We start from the raw sequence: 15,866 nt of genomic DNA, 5'->3' as shown, positions 1-15,866 counted from the left end.
AATGAGCAAATTTGGCAGCAGAAACGCCTTCGACCTGGAATGGGTCGAACGTTGGGCGCGTCTTGTGAACGAGGATCGCGTCCTGCCCCGGATCGGACGGTTCTTCAATGCCCGGTTCGTTCTGGGCGTGGACTACACCGATTACCTGCTGGAGGTCCGCAAGGGGAAGATCGAGAAGATTTCCGAGGGGCTGGAGCCGTCGGATCTCGGCTACGAGTTCGCGCTGCGCGCGCCGTCGACCGCGTGGTCCAAGTTCAGCCAGAAGATGCCGCCGCCCATGTTCAATGACATCTGGGCGATGGCGCACCCGCTGCACAAGCAGCTTCACATCGAAGGCAACCAGCTGACCTTTTGGCAGAACCTGCGGGCGCTGACATGGATGCTGGCGCTGATGCGCGAAGTTTGAGGAGAGCGAGCCATGAACAAGCATGATCCGATCGTCGGCCGCTACGTCTACATCACCTGTCAGGGCAAGACGTACAGGACCTACTATGAAGAAGCCGGGGAGGGCATTCCGATGGTCTGCCTGCACACCGCCGGGGCAGATGCCCGAGAGTACCGGCATCAGCTGAGCGACCCCGACATCAATTCCAATTTCCGCATGATCGCATTCGACCTGCCGTGGCATGGCAAGTCCCTGCCACCGGAAGGTTTTCACCTGATGGAGGACGAGTACAAGCTGACCACGAGCTTCTACTCGGAATTCATTCTCGAATTCTGCCGCGCGCTGGACCTGCACAAGCCGGTCGTGATGGGGCAGTCGATGGGTGGCAACATCTGCCTTGAACTGGCACTGCGCTACGAGAACGAGTATTCCGCGCTCATCGCGCTCGAAGGTTGCGATCATTCGCCGGGCTGGTGGATCGATCCGCTGCACCATCCGGCCATCCATGGCGGCGAGGCATGCGCGACGGCCACTTTCGGCCTGATGGCGCCCGACAGCCCGGATGAGTACCGCTGGGAGACATGGTGGTACTATGCGCAGGGCGGTCCGGGCATCTTCAAGGGTGACCTTTACTACTATTCGGTCGACAGCGATTACCGCGACAAGGTGCACAAGATCTCGGGCAAGGTACCGATCTATTTCCTGACGGGGGAATACGATTTCGCCTGCACGCCCGAGATGACGCAACGCACCGCCGAGAAGGTCAAGAACAGCGAATGCATCATCTTCAGCGGGGGGCATTTCCCGACATCGGAAGACCCTGACAAGTTCAAGGAGGTGATCACGCCGGTGCTCAAGAAGATCGTGCAGAACGATCCCGAACGGCGGGGCAACAGCGCACGCGACTGGTCATCCCGTGGGACCGATGGCGGCACGCGGGGCCGTCCGGCGGAAAGCAAGAGCGACCGCCGCGTGATCGACCTCTGATCGGCGGCCCGAGAAGGGCGCGAGACACCGGCTGCGAGAAACATGGCATCACGCGCATCATCATCCAACGCTTACCTGTTGGTGCCCATCGTCCTGATGGCCACACTTCTGGGAACGGCCGTCATACGGGGGCCGAGCCTGGTGTCGGAATCCGGCATCGGCAGCGCGATCATCGTGGCCGCGCCGGTGATCCTCGCCACCTATGCGCTGATGGTACTGGCCGTTGCCGGGCGCGGCACGGTCGATCTTGCCGTGGGGCCGCTTCTGGCCTTCATAAACGTCGTGGTGGTCCAGCTCAGCACCGCGGGGTATCTGTCCAGCCCGATCGCGACCTTCATCGTGGCGATCGGGCTGGGGATGCTGTACCAGCTTCTGTTCGCGCTTGTCGTGATCGTGGTCCGGGTGCAGCCGATCATTGTCGCGCTGTCGGGCTTCTTGGCGCTGACCGGCATTAACCTCGTGATCATGCCGCGGCCCGGCGGCGTGGCGCCGGAATTCATGATGAGCTGGGGCGCCGGCACCACCATTTTTTCACCCATCTTGCTGATCCTCGTCATCGCGACGCTGGGATGGTACCTTTTTACCGCCTCCACGTTCTACACGAACCTCAAGATGATGGGCTACGACGAGCGCGCAGCGTGGACCTCGGGGGTGCGGACCGACATCGTGCGCATCGGCGCCCATCTCATTGCCGGGATTTATGTCGGGCTCGGGGCGATCTGTTATACCGCCCTGATCTCTTCGGGCGACCCGACGCAGGGTCAGAACATGACGCTGACCGCCATCACCGCTCTCGTGCTCGGGGGGGTTGCGCTTTCTGGGGGGCGCGGCGGGGTGACGGGCGCGCTGCTTGGCGCGGTCAGCCTCTGGCTGATCGGCTATGTGCTGGCGACCTTCAACTTCGGGGCGATCCAGGCCTTCATGACGGAGATGGTTTACGGGATCATCCTCGTGCTGTCGCTGTTGCTGACGCTGCTGGTTCCCGTTATCGCCCGTTACGTGAGCTTCATTTCACCTTGGAGCGCGTTCCTCGTGCTCGGCGTCGTCGTCATCAGCATCATGCTCCAGGTCGCGACCTACGACACGTATGCCGAGGTGGCCCCGTCCGCTGTCGAGGGCGCGACCGCCACCAGGTATTTCCTGATAGAACCGGCGCGGGTCGCTGCCGACGGTTTCCCGATATCACCGGTGCAGGCCTTCGCGCTCGTCGCGGGGCTCGCCGCCATCGCGTTCGTTTTCGCCGCCCGGCTGGCCGACGCGGAGGCCGGTGCGCGGCGGATGGGGCCGTTTCTCTATCTGTTCGTGGCTGCGTTGCTGATCGCGCTTTTCGTCGCGATCATCGTTCAACCTGAGACAACCCTGTTCGGAGGGGGTCGATGAGCGCGAAACCGCAAACCCGTGAACGGGGTTCGGCTCTGCCGATCCCGAAGTCCATCGCCCTGATCTGGCTCAACATCGGCGTGTCTTTAGTGGTGGCGGCAATCGGGCTCGGGGTCGGGTTCGCGCAGGAGATGGCGGCGCAGCGCGTCATCCTGTTCACCATCGTCACGGCGATGGTGTTGTTCCTGCTGCTCAACTACATCGCGGCGTCTTTCGAGGCGCAGGCAGCCGCGAAAGCGGAGCAGACAGAGTCAGAGCAGGAGGAACGCAGCGGGCGCGTGCGTACGCTGTGGCGCAACAACCGCGTCCTGATCCTGGCCATGTCCGGCCTGCTGGTCCTCTACCTGCTGGTCACTGCGGCGATCCCCGAGTTCCGTTCGATCAAGAACCTGATCGGTTTTCTCGTGCTGGAACTCATCCTGGTCTTCGCGTTCAAGGTTTCGGGCTTTTTCGCCTCCGGCCGAAGCGCCTTCATCGGGCTAATCGTTCTGTTTGCCCTGATCGTGATATCCGCGTTCTCGATAGAGGGCTTTCTTTCGGGTCCGAACATCAAGGCGATCCTGCTCTTTGCCGCCTTTCTGGGGATCGCCAGCGTCGGGCAGACAATGGTGGCCCTTCTCGGGGGGCTCGACCTGTCGATTCCCTTCGTGATCGGCTCGTCGAACATCGCGCTTCTGTTTCTCATCACGCTTGGCGTGCCATCTTTCGTTGCCTTCGGTTTCATCCTCGTGCTGGGCGGTGTCGTGGGGCTGCTCAACGGCATCATGAGCTACAGACTGCAGGGACAGGCCCTGATCGTGACGCTGGGCTCGGGTTTCGCGCTGGCGGGCTTTACCCAGATCATGACATCGATCGGCTCCCAGTTTGCCGGCAACGTGTTTGGCACGGTGCCGAAATGGTTGTCCAACCTCGCCGCGATGAACGGGCGGTTCATCGGCATGAATTTCCCGCCCACCATCGCGATCTGGATCATCATCGCGGTTGTGCTGATCATCGGTCTGCGGACAACGGCGTGGGGGCGCAACCTCTATGCGCTCGGCGGGAACCGCCGCTCGGCCAGCCTGATCGGCGTCAGCGAGTTCAAGTACTGGGTGGGATGCTACACCATCTCCGGGGTGTTCGCAGCTCTGACCGGCTCGCTGCTACTGGGATGGTCCGGGGGCGCGTTCATCGGTGTCGGGGATCCGTATCTTTTCACAACCCTTGCCGCTGTCGTGATCGGGGGCACGTCGCTGCTCGGCGGAAGCGGGGGCTACGGCTTCACCGTGATCGGTGTTCTCGTGCTGCAGGTCCTGACGTCTTTCCTGCAGGGCATCGGGCTCGAGTACGAATGGCAACAGTTCATCTTCGGTCTGCTGATCCTGCCGATGGTCGCCCTTTACGGGCGGTCACCGCACATCCGGGCCACCGTCTGAGGAATCGCGATGTTCACTTCACTCTTCACTTCGGCCGACGTGGTCGCCACCGCCCTGACCGGCCTCGCGCTGATGAGCCTCTCCGCGGCCATGATCTCTTATGTCGGTCTCAGTTGGTCGAACGAGCGATGGCGGGTGCCCGAGGGCCTCGTCGGGACGGCCTGCCTCGTGACGGCGGTCTACTATGCCGGTGCGGCGGGCTACTGGCTGTCCGGCGGAGAGGCCAGCGCGGGGGTGCGCTTCTCGGCGTGGTACACCGTGCACCCGCTTCAGGTCGCGGCCATGTATTTCTACGCGAGAACGCAGGGCAGCGTCCCGGTCGGTGTCTTCTGGCGGACAACCGGTGCGGCACTCCTGATGGTGTTCGGGCGATGGTTGGGCGATGCCGGTTTCTTCAATCCCACGCTCGGGGCGCTCCTGTCGATCGGGTTCTGGCTGTACATTCTCGGCGAGATGTATTTCGGCGCGATGGCCGAGGCCGTGCGCAAGGCGTCGCGCGCGGTCAAGCTCGGCTATTTCTGGATTCGGCTTCTGATGACGGTCGGCTGGGCGATCTACCCGATACTGCATTTCGTCGACGTGGTGATCGGGGTCGGCCAGTCCGGCGGCATCATCGTGCTCTACAGTACCTTCGACATGGTAAACCTCATCATTCCGTCTCTCATCGTCGTGGCCGTGGCCGGCCAGGACCGTTACTGACCGCCTCCGGCGCTAAGGAAGGAACAAAACGTCATGACCGGTGCCGATATCATCGCAATCGTCATTCTCGTCACGATCCTGATCGCAGTCGGGGTATACCTGCTGCACTGGCTCTACCGCCATTCCTCGAAGGACCAGAGCTTCGTCCGTACTGGCTCGGGCGGCGAGCGCGTCGTCATGGGCGGCGGGGCGCTCGTGATCCCGATCATCCACGACATCACCGTCGTCAACATGAACGCGATCCCGATCGAGATACGCCGGCAAGGCGAACAGTCGCTCATCACCAAGAACAAGATGCGGATCGACATAACGACCGAGTTCTTCGTCAGGGTGGTTGCGACCGAGGAAGGGGTGTCGGCGGCGGCGCGTACGCTGGGGGCCCGCACGCAGGACCCCATGGCGTTGAAGGAGGTGATCCAGGGGCGGCTGGTGGACGCGATGTCCTCGGTGGCGGCGTCGATGACGATGGACGAGATACACCAGGACAGGGGCGGTTTCGTCCGGCAGGTCACAGGGTTGCTCGAGGGTGTTCTCGAAAAGAACGGGCTGGAACTCGAGACTGCGTCGCTGACCGCTCTCAACCAGTCCGACATTTCCGTTTTCGACCCGTCGAACGCGTTCGATTCCGAGGGTCTTACCCTCATCGTGCGCGAAACCGAGGAGCGCCGCAAGTTGCGCAACCAGATCGAGAACGAAACCAAGGTTCAGATCAAGACGCGCGATTTCGAGGCCGAACAGCGCGTTATCGAGATTGACCGCGACCTCGAATATGTCCGGCTAGACCAGAGCCGGGATCTTGAAACCCGCAGATCTCAGCAGGCCGCCGAGATCGAGGCGGAACGCTCCACTTCGCAAATCGCGATCACGCAGGCGCGTACCAGGGCCGAGGAAGAAGCCGAGCGCGTCAAGATCGCCAAGTCCCGCGCCATCGACGAGGCGCGCATCCGCAGTGACAACGAGATCAAGTCCTTCGAGATCGAGCGCCAGCGCGATACCGAGCTTGCGGACATCACCGCCAAGACCCGGCTGGAGACGGAACGCATCCAGACCCGCAGGCAAGTGGAATCCGAACGGATCGAGCGCGAGCAGGAGGTGCGCCAGGCCGAGATCAAGTCGCGTCTGGAAGTCGCGACATACGAGGCCAAGAGCAACGCCGAGATCCAGAATGCGGAATACCTGTCCCGCCAAGAGATCGAGAATGCCCGGATCAATACCGAAAAGTTCATCGAACTGGCCGGCGTGGCCCGCGAAAAGGAGGTCAGCATCTCCGTCGAGGAGTCGCAGACCGAACAGGAACGGGCCGTTCTGGCCAAGAAACTGGCCGTGGAAAGCGAGCGCGTCCAGACGGAGGAAAACATCCGGGCGCGCGAAATCCAGCGCGAACACAAGATCAAGCTGGCCGAAACGGCGAGTTTCCGCGAGGTGGAGGACGCGCGCATCGTTGCCGACCGCGAAGTGGAGGAGCTGCGCGTGGCCGCGCGGCGCTATATCGAGCGCTTTGACATCGAGCGCCAGATGGAGATCGACCTGGCCGAGAAGGAGCGTCTGATCGCGGTGGTCAACAAGGCGATCGACGAGGCGGTGGCCCGCACCAACGAGGCAGAGGCGCAAAAGGTCCTCGCCCAGACGGAAGAACAGGTCGATACCGCGCGCGCCTCGGAGAAGGCCAATCGCGCCAAGACAATCGAGGTCATCGAGGCCGAGGCACGCGCGCAGCGCGAAACGATCCGGCTGGTGAAGCAGGCCGAGGCCGAAAAGAGCGCGAGTGAACAGAGGGCCGAGGGCGAAATGGCCGAGGCCCGCGCCGCCGAATGCCGTTACGGCGTCGACGCGGAGGGCCACCGCAAGCTCAACGAGGCGGAGAACATGCGCAATGACGAAGCGCGCCGCAGCGCGATCCTCGAATCCGTGGTCAACCGACTGCCCGAGATCATCCGCGAGCAGGTCAAGCCGATGGAGAACATCGACTCGATCAAGATACTGCAGGTGGATGGCCTGCCCGGGCTCAACAGCCCGTCCGAGACCCATGGCGGCGCGGGAACCGGGGAGGGCGGCCCGGCCGGCGGCGGCAGCGTCTCCGACTCGGTGGTCAACTCGGCCATGAAGTATCGCACGCAGGTGGCGTTCGTGGACGGCCTGATGGAGGAAATCGGGCTTCCGCTCAAGAACCTCGGGTCCGCCGGCGGCATGTCGTTCCGGAACTTCCCCGAGACGAAGCCCGGGGCTGAAAAACCGGGGGCCAAGGATGACTGACAACGCAAGGTGACGACCCGATGAGCGAGAGCCAACTCTATGACCGTCTCGACCGGCACGGGCTGGTGATGGCGGTCTGGTCACCGGCGGCCCTGTTGGCCGCCGGTTTGCTCCACAAGGGCGTCACGGGCGGCGGCGCTTGGTGGATCGGCGCGGGATTCGGAGGGATCATCCTCGGGTTCGTCGGTCATGTCATCATCAATACCGTCCTCAAGACGCGCTTCACCAGCGGCGAGACGGCGCTCGGCCTCGTGGTGTTTGCGGCGGCGATCGTGACGCTGCTGCTGACGGTGCTTCTTGCCCCCGCCGAGATCACCCGGAGTGTCGTGCTCCCGGTCGGGCTTGGCCTGGTGTCTCTGGTCGTCACGGTGGTCGTCTATCTCTTGATCGCCTTCGGGCCGCGCGGGGCCTTCGAGCGGTTCGACGTCATCCGCGACAACAACCTGCGGCCTGCCTCGCGCCTGCCGCACAGGGGAGGGCGGAGGTGACCCCGCTGCTTCTCAGTCTCCTGGTGCTGCTGGCACTTTATGGCGTTTATCTTGCCGCCCGCACGGCGCGGCTCGGCGCGCCGCCGCAGGCATTTGCCGACGCCGGGCATCGCTTGCCCGGCTGGGCCGTCATGTTCCTTTTGCCCGGGTTGGCGGCGGCCGCGCTCGGGGTAGAGCGGCATTTCGCCATGATCGGACGGTTTGGTCTGCAGGCCTCGCACGTTGCTGCCGGGTTCGTGCTCGTTGCCATTGCCGCCTTGCTGGTCTGGAACCGGCTATGGCTCGCCACGCGGGTGGCCGGGCTTTCGACCCCCGGGGAGGCATTGGGCCGTTTTTACGACTCCGTGGCGCTCAGGGTCGTTGTCATGGGGATCACGTTGCTATTCGCGCTGCCCTTTGCCGGGCATATCCTGTCCTCGGTGGCGGTTCTGCTGGACGCCTCCACGGAGGGACTCGTTCCGCGGGCGGCAGGCGTTTGGTTGATCGCGATTGCGCTGGCTTTCCCCGCGATCATCGGGGGCTGGCGGGCGACCGTGATGATCCTTGCCATGTATTCCATCCTTCTCGCACTTCTTCTGCCGTCCCTCGCGGTGTTCAACGAGGTGACCTCGGCCGGGCCGGGATACCCCTTCCGCCGGATTGCCGTGGACGAGGGCATGCTGTGGGATCGCATACCGGGCGTGCTGCAGAACTCTGCCTGCGTGGGCAAGGCCATGCCAGCCGGCGGCATATTCACCGCGGCCGGGATCGTCTCGGCCATCGTCGCCTTGCTGGGCATCGTGTTCAGCCCCGGGGTGCTGTATCTTGGTCAGACGGCGCCCGGGGGCAGGGGGCTGGGCGTGTCGACCGTCTGGCTGCTGGCGGGATTCATGGCGGGCTGTTTCGTTCTTGCCGCTCCGGTATTGGCTGCGCGGATGCCCGACGGACCGCTTGCGCTGGCCGGATCGATGTTCGAGGTCGAGCCGCTGGCAGGTGCGGGGCTCTTGCTGATGATGATGGTCGGTGCCCTGCTCGCGGTCAGTTTCTTCGTCACGAGCGGGGCCATACTCATCATGCGAGAGCTCGTGCTGACCTATCTGTTCCCGCATCTCGGTGCGCGTGGTGCACGTCTGGGCCACCGCATCGCACTCGGCTTTGCCTTTTTCTTCGTCGCGCTCGCGGCCGGTTTCGCCCCCCTGGTTTGCGCCATTGCCGGCAGCGTGGCGCTGCCCCTTTCGGTCCAACTCCTGCCCGCGCTGTTGGGGCTGAGCTTTCTTCGCATCATCAGCCGCGGCGCCGTGCTGGCGGGACTGGCCATAGGATGTCTCGTCGTCGTGTTCACCGAACCTCTGGGGCTCGTCTTGTTCGAGGCGCTTTTCGTCGAACTGCCATGGGGGCGCTGGCCGCTCACGATCCATTCGGCCGCCTGGGGGTTGGTGTTCAACCTTGCTTTCGTCCTGTTGAGCTCGGCCGCGACCCTGCGCGCGCCCGACAGGTTCGAGCGCGACCGGCTACACGATGCCATGGCCGCCGCGCTTCCGCCGAAACAGACCGGCGGACGCGCGCTGTTGTGGTCGCTCATGTTGCTGTGGGGCTTTCTTGCCTACGGGCCGGGGGCGATTCTTGGCAACACTTTCTTCAGTGACCCTATTTTCACCGAGCGGCAGGCAGAGCTGGGCGTGCCGTCGCTCTGGGTCTGGCAGATCCTGTTCTGGTTGCTTGGGGTCGTGCTCGTCTGGTGGTTCGCATACCGCATCGGGTTCGGACGCACCTCGTCGGAGCGGATCAGGCCCATAACCCTCGGCGAGCCCGAGGACCGGCGCACGCCGGACTGGCTGGCGGCCGGGCTCGAGCGCGTGACGAAGAAGGCCTCTTAAGGGCCGGTCTCAGGCCGGCCCTTGCCAGCTGAGCGTCATCTGCGTCTGGATCGTTACCGCGGCGGGCTTGCCGTCCTGGCGGAAAACGGTGGTCTTCCAGACCTGTGTCTTGCGTCCCGAATGGATTGGCTCGCACCGGGCCGTGATACGCTCGCCGATGGCGACGGGGCGCAGGAAGTTCGTCTTGCTCTCCAGCGTCGTGGTCTTGTCGTCGCCGGTCATCAACAGGGCGCTTGCTACGCCGCCGAGGCTGTCGGCGAAAGCCATTATCGCGCCGCCATGCATCACGCCGTTGCGGTTGCCGTGATCGGCGGTGACGAGCAGGCTGCCAGTGACGCGCTCGGGCGTGCAGTCGCCGAGTTCCACCCCAAGCGCCCTTGGATAGGCGGGCAGCAGGTCGGGATCATCGGGCGCCGTCATCGAAGTCATCTCCTAGCTGTTTGCGTCTTGTATAGCCGCACGGCTTGGCCGACGGCCAGAGCCGACACGCTCCGGCGGGGCGTGACATAATACCAGCCTATGCCATGCGGTTGTCCGCGAATGGGGCATGTCCCGCGCCTTCTCCGCCCCGCGGCCCCGTGTTATTGCCTGCCCGGTACCACACTGACCGCGGGAGCCTGCACATGAGTTTCATCGACAATCTGGCCCGGCTGGCCCGCATGCCCGGTGAAGAGATGCCGCGCCGCGCCTTGCAATTGGCCCGCTATTCGCTGCTGGACTGGACGACCTGCTGTGTCGCCGGGCGCAACGAACCCGTCGCAGGCAAATTGCGGGCGCTCGCGGCCGAGGAGGGCGGCAAGCCCGTCGCGTCGGTCTGCGGGGCGCAAAAGGCCCCACCGCGCATGGCGGCGCTGGTCAACGGGGCGACCAGTCATGCCCTCGATTACGACGACACCCATTTCGCCCATGTCGGGCACCTTTCCGTGGGGATCTATCCCGCGGCGCTGGCGGTGGGAGAGGACATCGATGCCGATGCCCGGGCGGTGATCGAGGCGTTTCTTGTCGGTGCCGAGGCCGCAATACGGATCGGTATGGTTCTGGGTGCGGCGCATTACAATCTGGGCTTTCACCAGACGGCGACGGCAGGCGCCTTCGGCGCCACGCTTGCGGCGGGCCGCCTTTACGGTTTGACCGAAACGGAACTGCGCGCGGCCCTCGGGCTTTGCGCGACGCGGGCATCCGGGCTGAAATCCCAGTTCGGCACGATGGGCAAGCCGTACAACGCCGGGATCGCGGCCGCCAACGGGGTCGAATGCGCACAGCTTGCGCGGGGTGGCTTCACATCGGCGGATGACGGGCTGATGGGCATGCAGGGCTTTGTCGAGACACACACGCCCAAGGCCGATCCGGACGCCGGCTGGGCGTCGCCGCCGCCCGCGACCTTTCTGTTCGAGGACAACAAGTACAAGCTGCATGCCTGCTGCCATGGCCTGCACGCGATGATCGAAGCCCTGATAAGCGCCCGGGCCGATCATCGCGTGACCCTTGACGACGTGGCATCGTTGCGGTTGCGGACGGCGCCGCGATGGCTGAAGGTCTGCAACAACCCGTCGCCGCGGACCGGGCTGGAGGTGAAATTTTCCTACAAGTGGCTGGCCGGCATGGTTCTGCGCGGTGACGAAACCGGCAGCGATCGCCTCTACTCCGACGCGCTGGCTTCCGATCCCGCGCTTGCCGCTTTCGCGGACAGGGTAACGGTGGATGCCGACCCGGCACTGAGCGATGCACAGGCGGACGTCTTGCTGACGCTCGCGGACGGCCGCGAGATAGGGTTGCGCCACGATCTTGACGTGCCGCTGGACGAGGATGTTCTCGCCCGGAGGCTGCGCGGCAAGGCGCAGGCAGTGCTCGGGGACACAGGGCGCGAGATCTGGGCGCTTCTCGACGGTCTCGACGGATTGCGCGCGCGCGCGCTCGGCCGCATCATGCCGCGTGGATAGCCTCAGGCAAGGTTGGCTTGCCAGATGCCCCGGGTCACGAGATCGCCGATCACTTCCCGGCAGCTTTCTTCCGTCGCGCGACTTGCGGCCGTGATGCGGCTCACGGACGAGCGGACGAGGTAGAGTTTCCGGCTAAGCCGCGGGTTGCGGATTGGGCTGCCAAGCAGCTTGCCGTCCTCGACCAGATCCAGAACCGCGGCGGGTGATATGATGGTGTATCCGCTGCCGCGCGCCACGAGTGACTTGATCTGCGGCAGGGAATCCATTTCCAGCGTCACGGTGATGGGCTCGGAGCATTCGGACCGGGCCGCGCGGTTTATGAAGATCCGCAAGCCGTGGCGCTTTGACGGCAGGACGAGGTCCTTGGAAATCGCGTCCTTGAGGTCAATCGGCGCGCCGGGCGGGGTATCGAACGGCCAGTCATCGGCGGCCGAGTAGAACCACAGATCCTCGGTCAGCAGGAACGAGGAGGTGCAGTCGCCAAGCCCGGTGTTGTCGTAAAGGATCGCCATGTCTATCTCGCCGCTCATGACCCATTCGCGCAGGTGGCCGGTCATCGCCTCGGTGACGCAGAACTGGATATCGGGCAACTCCACCCGCAGCGTTTCGGACATGGGGATGGACAGTGCCATGCAGATCGACGGCGGCATCCCGAAGGTCACCCGCCCGGCGGGGACGGCCCCGATCCCCATCACCTCCGAGCGGGCATCCTCGAGCAGACGCTCGATCCGGGCGGCATAATCGTTCAGCCGCTCGCCGGCTTCGGTTGGGAAAACCCCGCCGGAGGAGCGCAGCAGCAATTCCGTGCCGACGGTCGACTCCAGCGACCGGACGAGCTGGGACAGCGAGGGTTGCGCCACCCCGAGATTGCGCGCGGCGGCGCTCATCGAGCCATGCTCGACGATCTGGCGGAAGTATCTGAGTTGTCGAGAGTCCACGCACGTTGCCCCGGTAAGGCCATGGCCCGGAATTATCGAAGCAACAGCGGATGACTTTGTCCAGTGATACGTGGCCACCGGAACCCGGCGCATGACGAAGAAACTTGACGCGAAGCCCTCGATCACGTGCAAGACGAACGTGTCCAGCGCGCCAGAAAACCAGCAGGAACCTCGCGACTTTTTCGATGTCGGGATGAATGGCGGAGGGGACGGGACTAGGATTCAACGTTCTCCACCCTAAGTCATTGTTTTTATTTCTTCGACGGCTCAAGCTGTCGGCTCGACTTGCTTGGACTGAAGGGGCTCAGTTCCGGCAGGAAGCGGGTGAGCATCTCAGGGGCGGCATGGCGGCCGGGGCCGGCGACGATCATCACGACGCGCGTCGCATCGATCCCCTTGGGCCAGCCGTCGAGCCTGCGCAGCGGGCTCGCGACATGTCCGACGACATGGAGCACGCAGGGTGTGGCGGGATGATCGGTGATTTCGATCAGCCCCTTCATACGCAGCAGATCGGCGCCGAGCGACGCCTGAAGCGCCGAGATGGCAGTCTCTAGCGCAGCTGGCGCGATCGGCTCCTCCGCCGAAAAACAAAAGGCCGTTGTCGCGCCGTGGATGTTCACGTCGTGGGAGTGATCGTGGTGGTGTTCGTCATCGTGATGGTGCTCGTGGCCATGCGCTTCGGACGCGTCGAACCGCAGCCAGGCGCGCACGTCGGGCGGCTGTCCGGCCGGGTCGAACGCGGCCAGAGAAAACATGGCGCCCGCCGTCGTCTCCTCGGCCGTCAGGTGACGCGCGTTGGGGTTCAGCGTCGCGAGCCTTTGCCGCAGCGCATCGTGGTCCCCCGCCAGGTCGCCTTTCGTGAGGATCATCAGGTCCGCGACGGCGACCTGGCGCTGCGCTTCCTCGAACCGGTCAATCGCATCAGCACCGTTCACGGAATCGACCAGCGTCACTACGCCGTTGATCGCGAAGCGGTCCAGCATGCGCTGGGTCGACATGAAGGTGCGCAGGATCGGACCGGGATCCGCAAGTCCCGTCGTCTCGATAACGACGCGGCTGAACATCGGTCCGACGCCACGATCCGCCTCGTCTAGCAGGCGCAAGAGCGTGAACCGCACATCCCCCGAGACGGTGCAGCACAGGCATCCGGTGGTGGAGGCGAAGGCGCGGTCCTCGACATGGTTGACCAGCAGCCCGTCGAGATCCGCCTCTCCGAACTCGTTGACGATGACGGCCGTGTCGCCAAAGCCCGGCTGCGTCATCAGGCGGTTCAAGAGCGTGGTCTTCCCGGCGCCGAGGAAGCCGGTGAGGATGGTGACCGGGATGCGCATCATCGGCCACCGGGGGTCGAGACACAGGGATGCGCGTCACCCCAGACCGCCCGCGCGTCCTTCGCCACCAGCCGTTCTTGAAGCCGGTCGAGCTCCTCGAGGGCGCGCGCGCGGTTCCGCGTCCGCGCGACGGCGCGGTCGAAGGCACGGCGCACGGATCGGGGCCGCCAAGGCAGGACGGCCTCGGCGAGCCAGGCGCGCAGCTCGGGCGGCAGCCGGTCATAGTCCCGCATCGGGTCTTCGGTGCGACGCTTGAGCTTGAGGCTTGTCTGGCCGCGATTGCCGCGCATCAGACCGCCTCCTCCGGATCGTCGACAGGGTCGAGGACAAGCACCGCCCGCGTCTCGCCGGTACCCTCGATCGGGGGCGAGCGGTGCAGTAGCCCCGAGCGCGGGCGTTCGGGCCAGCGCGTGCCGCGCAGCACGATCGGGGCGCCTGTCGGCACGGTGAAGATCCGGCGCGGCTCGGCTCCGTCGGTCGAGGTGCCGTATTGCGTGCCGGTGCCCCGGTAGGTGCAGACCAGCCGCGCCGTCACGGCGTCGATATGAAACTTCCAGCAGGCATTCGTCGTCACCACGTCGAGCCGCAGGCGCAGCCAGCGCGCCTGCATCAGCACGGCAAAGATGTCGGCGAGCGCCGCTATGTCGTCCACGAGACGGTCTCGCTCCGCGCCGACGGGGGTGCCACACGCCTCGCAGACCTCCGACGCGGCGTTGCGGACGGCGTCGGGCCGCAGGATCACCCGGGCCCTTGGCAGGACGTCCGGATCGAGCCCGTCGATCCACGATTGGAACCCCGGCAAGGGCTGCCGTCGCCAGATCGCGGCGGCGCAGCCGGGGCGATGCAGCGCCGAGAGCCCCTCGGGCCTGTCCGCGACGCCAACGCCAATCGCCACATCACTTACGATCTCTCGAACGAGGGTCATGCCGCCTCCGCACGCCGCCAGATCGGGAAGGGATCGGGCAGGTCCGGGAGCGCATCCGGCGCTGGCGCCAGGAGCTCGGGCAGCAGGCAGGCATCGAGACGGGCCTTCAGGCGCGGCCAGTCGATACCCGCGCCGATGAAGACAAGCTCCTGCCGCCGGTCGCCCCAGGGCTCCACCCAGTGCTGCGCGATATAGGCCCGCGCGCTGTCGTGGTCGGGCCAGCGCTCTTGGGGGACGGCGGCCCACCATGTGCCGAGCGGCTTCACGGACGACAGCGCGCCGGCGAGCGAGAATTCCGCGACCCACTCGGGGCGCGTCGCGATCCAGAAATGCCCCTTGGCGCGGATGACGCCGGGCATGTCGCCATTCAGGACAGCGAGGATCTTCTCCGGCTCGAACGGTTGCCGCGCGCGATAGACGTAGGAGGCGACGCCGTATTCCTCGGTCTCGGGCACGTGGTCGGCGAAACCGTATAGCTCCTTCGCCCACATCGGATGCTCATTTGCCTTCTCGAAATCGAAGAGACCGGTGTCGAGGATCGTCTCGGCGGTAACGTCGGAATGGTTGGTCTCGATAATGCGCGCATCGGCGTTCAGGCTGCGGATGATCTTGCGCGCGGCATCGGTGCACTCGGGGCCGGCGTCGGCGACCTTGTTCAGGATCACCACGTCGGCAAACTCGATCTGCTCGACCAAGAGGTTGACCAGGGTGCGGTCATCCTCCTCGCCCATCGTCTCGCCGCGGTCGCGCAGGAAATCGTGGCTGGAGTAGTCGCGCAGCAGGTTCACCGCATCGACGACCGTCACCATCGTGTCGAGCCGCGCCACGTCCGACAGGCTTTCGCCCTCGGGATCGCGGAAGTCGAAAGTGGCGGCGACGGGGAGCGGCTCGGAAATGCCGGTGGATTCGATCAGCAGGTAGTCGAAGCGCCCCTCGCAGGCGAGCCGGCGCACCTCCTGCAGGAGATCATCGCGAAGCGTGCAGCAGATGCAGCCGTTCGACATCTCCACCAGCGTCTCGTCGGTGCGCGACAGCGGGCTGTCGGCACGCACGAGATCGGCGTCGATGTTCACCTCCGACATGTCGTTGACGATCACCGCGACGCGCCGCCCCTCGCGGTTGTTCAGCACGCGGTTCAGAAGCGTCGTCTTGCCGGCCCCGAGAAAGCCGGAGAGAACGGTGACAGGAAGGCGGTCGTCGGACATGGGCATGCTTTCCGGGGTGACTGATTCAGATTGTGTAACTACTCAAGTTACTGGATATGCGCAA

At 64.8% G+C, this 15,866-nt stretch carries 15 protein-coding genes; 9 read left to right on the top strand and 6 right to left on the bottom strand.

Going from position 1 to position 15,866, the window contains the following annotated elements; genetic code table 11:
- Nucleotide 1 precedes the first annotated feature (1 nt).
- The 8 genes from ACH13J_RS13605 to ACH13J_RS13570 are packed head-to-tail and all read left to right on the top strand — an operon-like array spanning nucleotide 2 to nucleotide 9,463.
- Nucleotides 2-406, top strand: a complete 405-nt coding sequence (locus ACH13J_RS13605; RefSeq protein ID WP_397543887.1) for a hypothetical protein — start codon at nucleotides 2-4, stop codon at nucleotides 404-406.
- Nucleotides 407-418: 12 nt separating this feature from the next.
- Complete coding sequence (locus tag ACH13J_RS13600) at nucleotides 419-1,372, top strand: alpha/beta fold hydrolase (RefSeq protein WP_397543886.1); 954 nt, start codon at nucleotides 419-421, stop codon at nucleotides 1,370-1,372.
- Nucleotides 1,373-1,414: 42 nt separating this feature from the next.
- Nucleotides 1,415-2,752 (top strand): ABC transporter permease subunit, encoded by a 1,338-nt coding sequence (locus ACH13J_RS13595; RefSeq protein ID WP_397543885.1) that lies wholly within the window; start codon nucleotides 1,415-1,417, stop codon nucleotides 2,750-2,752.
- Nucleotides 2,749-4,167, top strand: coding sequence for an ABC transporter permease subunit (locus ACH13J_RS13590; RefSeq protein ID WP_397543884.1), 1,419 nt, complete (start codon nucleotides 2,749-2,751; stop codon nucleotides 4,165-4,167). The genes ACH13J_RS13595 and ACH13J_RS13590 overlap by 4 nt, the downstream gene beginning before the upstream one ends.
- A gap of 9 nt (nucleotides 4,168-4,176) precedes the next feature.
- Nucleotides 4,177-4,866, top strand: a complete 690-nt coding sequence (locus tag ACH13J_RS13585) for a bacteriorhodopsin (protein WP_397543883.1) — start codon at nucleotides 4,177-4,179, stop codon at nucleotides 4,864-4,866.
- Nucleotides 4,867-4,899: 33 nt separating this feature from the next.
- Nucleotides 4,900-7,119 (top strand): flotillin family protein, encoded by a 2,220-nt coding sequence (locus tag ACH13J_RS13580; protein ID WP_397543882.1) that lies wholly within the window; start codon nucleotides 4,900-4,902, stop codon nucleotides 7,117-7,119.
- Between the two features lie 20 nt (nucleotides 7,120-7,139).
- Nucleotides 7,140-7,607, top strand: coding sequence for a hypothetical protein (locus ACH13J_RS13575; RefSeq protein WP_397543881.1), 468 nt, complete (start codon nucleotides 7,140-7,142; stop codon nucleotides 7,605-7,607).
- The gene (locus tag ACH13J_RS13570; RefSeq protein ID WP_397543880.1) at nucleotides 7,604-9,463 is read left to right on the top strand and encodes a hypothetical protein; all 1,860 of its coding nucleotides are present in this window, start codon (nucleotides 7,604-7,606) and stop codon (nucleotides 9,461-9,463) included. The genes ACH13J_RS13575 and ACH13J_RS13570 overlap by 4 nt, the downstream gene beginning before the upstream one ends.
- Before the next feature lie 9 nt (nucleotides 9,464-9,472).
- Here the strand turns inward: ACH13J_RS13570 and ACH13J_RS13565 are convergent, their stop codons facing one another.
- Nucleotides 9,473-9,883 (bottom strand): hotdog fold thioesterase, encoded by a 411-nt coding sequence (locus ACH13J_RS13565; RefSeq protein WP_397543879.1) that lies wholly within the window; start codon nucleotides 9,881-9,883, stop codon nucleotides 9,473-9,475.
- 203 nt (nucleotides 9,884-10,086) lie between these two features.
- On the opposite strand from ACH13J_RS13565, the gene ACH13J_RS13560 reads away from it, so the two are divergent.
- A complete protein-coding gene (locus tag ACH13J_RS13560; protein ID WP_397543878.1) occupies nucleotides 10,087-11,403 on the top strand; it encodes an MmgE/PrpD family protein in 1,317 nt (438 codons plus the stop codon).
- Nucleotides 11,404-11,405: 2 nt separating this feature from the next.
- Here the strand turns inward: ACH13J_RS13560 and ACH13J_RS13555 are convergent, their stop codons facing one another.
- The 5 genes from ACH13J_RS13555 to ACH13J_RS13535 all read right to left on the bottom strand — a co-directional run bounded on the left by ACH13J_RS13555 (nucleotide 11,406) and on the right by ACH13J_RS13535 (nucleotide 15,802).
- Nucleotides 11,406-12,341, bottom strand: coding sequence for a LysR substrate-binding domain-containing protein (locus tag ACH13J_RS13555; protein ID WP_397543877.1), 936 nt, complete (start codon nucleotides 12,339-12,341; stop codon nucleotides 11,406-11,408).
- A gap of 251 nt (nucleotides 12,342-12,592) precedes the next feature.
- A complete protein-coding gene (locus ACH13J_RS13550) occupies nucleotides 12,593-13,672 on the bottom strand; it encodes a GTP-binding protein (RefSeq protein WP_397543876.1) in 1,080 nt (359 codons plus the stop codon).
- Nucleotides 13,672-13,962, bottom strand: coding sequence for a DUF6525 family protein (locus ACH13J_RS13545; RefSeq protein WP_397543875.1), 291 nt, complete (start codon nucleotides 13,960-13,962; stop codon nucleotides 13,672-13,674). The genes ACH13J_RS13550 and ACH13J_RS13545 overlap by 1 nt, the downstream gene beginning before the upstream one ends.
- Complete coding sequence (locus tag ACH13J_RS13540) at nucleotides 13,962-14,597, bottom strand: DUF1826 domain-containing protein (protein WP_397543874.1); 636 nt, start codon at nucleotides 14,595-14,597, stop codon at nucleotides 13,962-13,964. Before ACH13J_RS13540 ends, ACH13J_RS13545 begins: the two co-directional genes overlap by 1 nt.
- Nucleotides 14,594-15,802: a GTP-binding protein gene (locus ACH13J_RS13535; protein ID WP_397543873.1), complete on the bottom strand. Its 1,209-nt coding sequence runs from the start codon at nucleotides 15,800-15,802 to the stop codon at nucleotides 14,594-14,596. The genes ACH13J_RS13540 and ACH13J_RS13535 overlap by 4 nt, the downstream gene beginning before the upstream one ends.
- Between the last annotated feature and the right edge of the window lie 64 nt (nucleotides 15,803-15,866).

The sequence above is a fragment of the Roseovarius salis genome, from assembly GCF_044472985.1.
In the GTDB taxonomy this organism is placed as follows: Bacteria; Pseudomonadota; Alphaproteobacteria; order Rhodobacterales; family Rhodobacteraceae; genus Roseovarius; species Roseovarius salis.
This window is presented reverse-complemented; position numbering and strand designations above follow the sequence as displayed.